General features: G+C 75.8%; 5 protein-coding genes. All 5 read left to right on the plus strand.

The features are described from left to right. The first annotated feature begins 399 nt into the window (after window positions 1–399). Window positions 400–1,017 (plus strand): ScbR family autoregulator-binding transcription factor, encoded by a 618-nt coding sequence (locus ABZ070_RS35275; protein WP_356640044.1) that lies wholly within the window; start codon window positions 400–402, stop codon window positions 1,015–1,017. A 286-nt stretch (window positions 1,018–1,303) separates the two neighbouring features. Further along, window positions 1,304–2,134 (plus strand): AfsR/SARP family transcriptional regulator, encoded by an 831-nt coding sequence (locus ABZ070_RS35280; protein WP_356640046.1) that lies wholly within the window; start codon window positions 1,304–1,306, stop codon window positions 2,132–2,134. A 52-nt stretch (window positions 2,135–2,186) separates the two neighbouring features. Further along, on the plus strand, window positions 2,187–2,843 hold the full coding sequence (locus ABZ070_RS35285; protein WP_356640048.1) for a ScbR family autoregulator-binding transcription factor: 657 nt from the start codon (window positions 2,187–2,189) through the stop codon (window positions 2,841–2,843). Between the two features lie 1,213 nt (window positions 2,844–4,056). Further along, window positions 4,057–4,239: a DUF5302 domain-containing protein gene (locus tag ABZ070_RS35290; protein ID WP_356640050.1), complete on the plus strand. Its 183-nt coding sequence runs from the start codon at window positions 4,057–4,059 to the stop codon at window positions 4,237–4,239. Between the two features lie 165 nt (window positions 4,240–4,404). Then, window positions 4,405–4,617, plus strand: coding sequence for an acyl-CoA carboxylase subunit epsilon (locus ABZ070_RS35295; protein ID WP_356640052.1), 213 nt, complete (start codon window positions 4,405–4,407; stop codon window positions 4,615–4,617). Window positions 4,618–4,882: the final 265 nt, after the last annotated feature.

Here is a 4,882-nt window from a genome sequence, read left to right on the forward strand (position 1 = left end):
GAGAACCCGCCTCATGGCGCTCGCCGGCCCAAGGCGGCGCCCGCCTTCGCCTGCGCCCTCCTCCGTCTCCGTTTCCGTTTCCGTTTCTCCTTGTGCCTGCCGGCCGGCGTGCTCGGTTCCGGGTGCGCCGGTGCGGGATGGGCGTGACCGGTGGCGGCGTGCGGGAGTTGGCCGGTGCGGGGCGGGGCGGGATGGGTCTGTGCTGGTCCGGCCAGGGGCGGGGCTGCGGAATACCGCAACCCACTTACAAACCGCGTAAGCGGTTTGTTAATCTGGGGTGTCGTCCCGTGGGCGGTGGGGTGCGGGGCGGCGTTGTGCTGCCGTCTGCCCGCCGGGTGCCGGACGGGGCGGAAGTGCGCGCCGTGTGTGCGGTGTCCCTGGGAGCGAGGAGAGTGGCTGATGGTCAAGCAGGAGCGTGCGGCCCGCACGCGGCAGGCGCTGGTGCGGGCCGCGGCCGAGGTGTTCGCGCGGGAGGGGTTCGCGCCCGCTTCGCTGGCCGCCATCAGTGCCCGGGCCGGGGTCAGCAACGGTGCGCTGCACTTCCACTTCGAGAACAAGAACGCGCTGGCCCGGGCGGTGGAGCGGGAGGCGGCGGCGGTCTTGGCGAAGATCACCGCCGTGCCGGACGACGCGCCGGGCGGGGTGCTGCAGGTGCTGGTGGACGCCACTCATGCGCTGATGGGTGCGCTCGCCGACGATCCGGTGGTGCGGGCGGGGTTCGACCTGGGTGCGGACGCCTCGCGGCAGGGCGGGCCGTGCCTGCGGGGGGTGTGGCGGGGCTGGGTGGAGGAGATGCTGCAGCGTGCCGAGCAGGAGGGGCAGCTGGCCGAGGGCGTCTCCTCGCACGGCGCGGCGCCCGCCGTGGTGGCGGCCACCGTGGGTTTCGAGGTGCTGGGCGCCGCGGACCGCGAGTGGCTGTCCGCGCCCAAGATCACCGGCTTCTGGGAGCTGATGCTGCCCCGGCTGGCCCCCGGCCGGCCCCTGGCCCCCGCCGGCCCCCACACCACCCCACCATAAACAGACCTCAACCGCTGTTTCTCGGCCGCCCGGCACCCCGGCCCGCCCGCCCCGCCCGCCCCGGCCCGCACTGCCGGTGACCTCCCCGTTTCCCCGGCTCCGGCCCCATCCGCCCGTCCCGGGCGCCTGCGGCGTACGCGCCCCGGCCACCAGAAACAGCGCAAGCGGTCTGGTATTGACAAACCGTCCGCCCTGTTTTTTACTCGGTGGTGTCCGGGTCTGCGCGGGCCGGGAGGAACCGGCCGCGGGCCGCTCGATCAGATGCGCATCAAACAGGGGAGACGGCGTGGATATCGATGTGCTGGGGGCGTTGGCCGTGAGGGAGAACGGGGTGTCGGTGACGCCCACGGCGCCCAAACCGCGCCAGGTGCTGGCCCTGCTGGCGCTGCACGCCGACCGGGTGGTTCCGGTGGCGTCGTTGATGGAGGAGCTGTGGGGGCAGCGGCCGCCGCGCAGTGCACGCACCACGCTGCAGACCTACGTCCTGCAGCTGCGGGAGCTGATCTCGGCGGCGCTGGTCCACGACGCGCCGGGCGCGGCGCCGCGCAGCGCCAAGGACGTGCTGGTCACCTCGCCGGGCGGCTATCTGCTCAACACCTCGGGCGGCGCCAGCGACGTGCGCGAGTTCGAGCTGCTGGCCGGCCGCGGCTACCGGGCGATGGACGCCGGCGACTTCACCGGCGCGGCCCGCCAGCTGCGCGAGGCGCTGGCCCTGTGGACCGGTTCGGCCCTGGCCGACGTGCACGCCGGGGTGCAGCTGGAGATGCACCAGCGGCGCCTGGAGGAGACCCGGCTGTGCGCGCTCGACCAGCGCATCGAGGCCGACCTGCGCCTGGGCCGGCACCGCGAACTGCTGGGCGAGCTGACCGTCCTGGTCAGCCGCTACCGCACCCACGAGAACCTGCACGGCCAGTTCATGCTCGCCCTGCACCGCTCCGGACGGCGCAGCGAGGCCCTGGAGGTCTACCAGCGGCTGCGCGGCGCCCTGGTGCGCGAACTGGGCCTGGAGCCCTCGGCAGGCCTGCGCCGGCTGCAGCGCTCGATCCTGATGGCCCACCCCGAACCGCAGCTGGAAGCCCCCCGCGCCGGCGGCGAGCGCCTGAGCCGGGTCGGCTGAGCGCCGCCGCCGGCCGCCGGCACCGCACAGGGGAGAGGCAGGAGAAGCCACCATGCAGGCCAGATCGGAACGCACCCGCCGCGCACTGGTGCACGCGGGCGCCCAGATGTTCGACCGGCACGGCTACGCCAGCGCCACGCTGGGCCAGATCGCCGGCGCCGCCGGCATGACAAAAGGGGCGCTGTACTTCCACTTCGCCTCCAAGGACGGACTGGCCGACGCCGTCCAAGAACGCGGCCGGCAACTGCTGTGCGACTTCGTCCAGCACCAGTGGGAAGCCGGCGCCGCCCCCCTGCAGGCACTGATCGACCTCACCCACTGGCTGGCCCGCGCCCTGCACGAGGACCCCGTCATCCGCGCCGGCCTGCGCATCACCAACGAATGCGCCGGACGCCGCCCCGCCGCCACCGACTTCCACCAGGCATGGATCACCGAGGTACTGCGCCTGCACGGCCAGGCCCGCGCCGCCGGCGACCTGCGCACCGGCGACGGCACCGACGACGGCCAGACCCTCCTGCTCGCCGCCGTCTGCGGCATCGGCGTCCTGGCCGCCACCGGCATGCCCCGCCCCGAACTCGCCCACCGCATCCAGGCCCTGTGGCAGCCCCTGCTGCCCGCCCTCGTCCCACCCGGCCACACCACCCGCTACCGCACCCACCCACCCGCCCCCGCCCACAGCGAAACCACCCACCCCGCCCACGCCGCCTGACCCCGCCCCGCCGGCGCGGCGGCACCGCCCAGGGCCAGGGCAAGAGGCCCCTTCACCGCCTTCCCCTTCACCGCCTCCCGTTTCACCGCCTCCCGCCCGGCACCCGGCCGCCCCCAAGGGAGGCCGGCACCGCGACAGAAACGGCCCTGCCCCGCGCCGCTGCCCACGCGCAGGACGATGCGCACGCCCGCCCGGACAGGGGCACGCCCCCCCCGCACCCGAGATCCCGAGATCCCCGAGATCCCCGCGGCTCGAGGTGTTCGAGGTGGTGCTCGAGATGAACGCGGGCCGGGCGTAGGGCCGCCCCCCCGGGTGCGGCCGGCTCGGCCGGCAGGTCTGCGCCGCCGACGCTGCCGGCAGCCAGCTCCGCGCCGCCGACGGGCATGCAGACCGGCCCCGGGCAGACCGGCCCCGGCGGGCCGGGAAGCTCCCCCAACCGCCGGGGGCCGGCACACAGGGCGCACACCACGGCGAACCGGCGGACAGCGGGGCGAGCAGCACGGCCCGGACGGATCCGATGGCCTCGCGCGGACTCGGCCAGGCCGCCGGATGCCGGATGCCGGTGGGGCGCGTCCTCGAACCCGCCGATGCGCGGACAGCTCACGGACACGGGGGCGAACCAGTCGGCAACAGCCGCCCCAGAGCCCCCTTTTCCGACCTGCCCCCTTTGCCTCCTCGCCGCGCACGATCCGCGGACCAGGCGAGCAGCCGGCCACCGGCCCGGCGGGGGACGGCGGGTGAGCCCCACGCCGGCACGCGGCACGACAGCCCCGGGCAAGGACACCGGCCGGCCGACCCGCCGGTCCGGCAACCAGGCACCCCCCGCCCCGAGGTGACGTCACGCCAGAACAGGTAGACGGGCGGCGCTGTGCGGCCCGGCAGCCGCACCCCCTGGCAGCCGGCCGCCCGCCCCGCGGCACAGGCGAACGCGCCCCGTGCCTGCGCCCGCCCGTCGCCGAGCACCGCGCCACCCGCCCGCGCACCGTGCCTGCCCCGGTCGCGTACCGCGACCGCGAGGGCCTGCGCCCGCCTGCCCGGGCCGGACGGTGCTGGGCCGGTGGTGGCCGGCTGGGGCGGGTTGCGAGGGAAGGTCGACCGGTTCTCGAGCGGGGGGCGGTGGGCTGGGCGCACCGGCCCGCCCACCGGGCGGGGGCGCACGGGGCAACCACCGGCGTGCCGCCCCGCCGTCCGACAAGCCCTTACGGAGGCATCCATGACCGATACGCCCGAGCGCAACGAGGCCCAGCAGGAGGCCAAGCGCCGTTTCCGGCAGGCGCTGGAGCGCAAGGAGCACGCCTCCTTGGCCAAGGCCGCCCAGGAGGAGGGCCGCATGAAGGCCCGCGCCGCCGGCGGCCCGGCCGCCCACAAGAGGTTCCACCGGCGCAGGACCGGCTGACCGCCACCCCTCCACCGGCCCTGTGCCACCGCCCTGTCGGGCCGGGCCTGTGGCACCACCCCTGCTTCCAGCAGCCCCCTGTCCGCCGGGCACCGGACGCCGGCGCCGCCGGCCCGGTGCCCGGCGGCGTACCCGAGCGGTCCTGGCACCGCGGGAAGGAACGACATGCCCCAGGCCGAACCCCCCCTGCACACCGTGCTGCGCATCGAACGCGGAGCGGCCAGCGCGGAAGAACTCGCCGCCGTCACCGCGACCCTGCTCACCTGCCTCGCCGCCGGGTCCGCCGGTGCGCGGCCGAAGCCGGATGCGGCGCGCAGCCGAGCGCTGTGGCGCCGGGAGCCGGCCGGCGCCTTCCGCGCCCCGCACAGCTGGCGGTGACCCGCCGCACACACGTTTCAGGGCGCGGACCGGCCATCCCCACCCCCAACCAGCAAAAACCGCCCACGCGGTTTGTTAATGTGTGGGGGTGGCCGGTCCGGTCACGCCCCCGGTGTCGTACGAGAGGAAGGCAAGGGTCGTGGTGATGGTGAACAGCATCCCCCGTGTCGGCGAGCCGACCGACGCCCGGGGGCGGGTGGCCGAGCTGCAGGCGCTGCGCGAGCAGGCGGTGCGCGGGCCCAGTGAGAAGGCGACGAAGGCGCAG

This window comes from Streptomyces sp. NPDC006283, from assembly GCF_040613325.1.
In the GTDB taxonomy this organism is placed as follows: Bacteria; Actinomycetota; Actinomycetes; order Streptomycetales; family Streptomycetaceae; genus Streptomyces.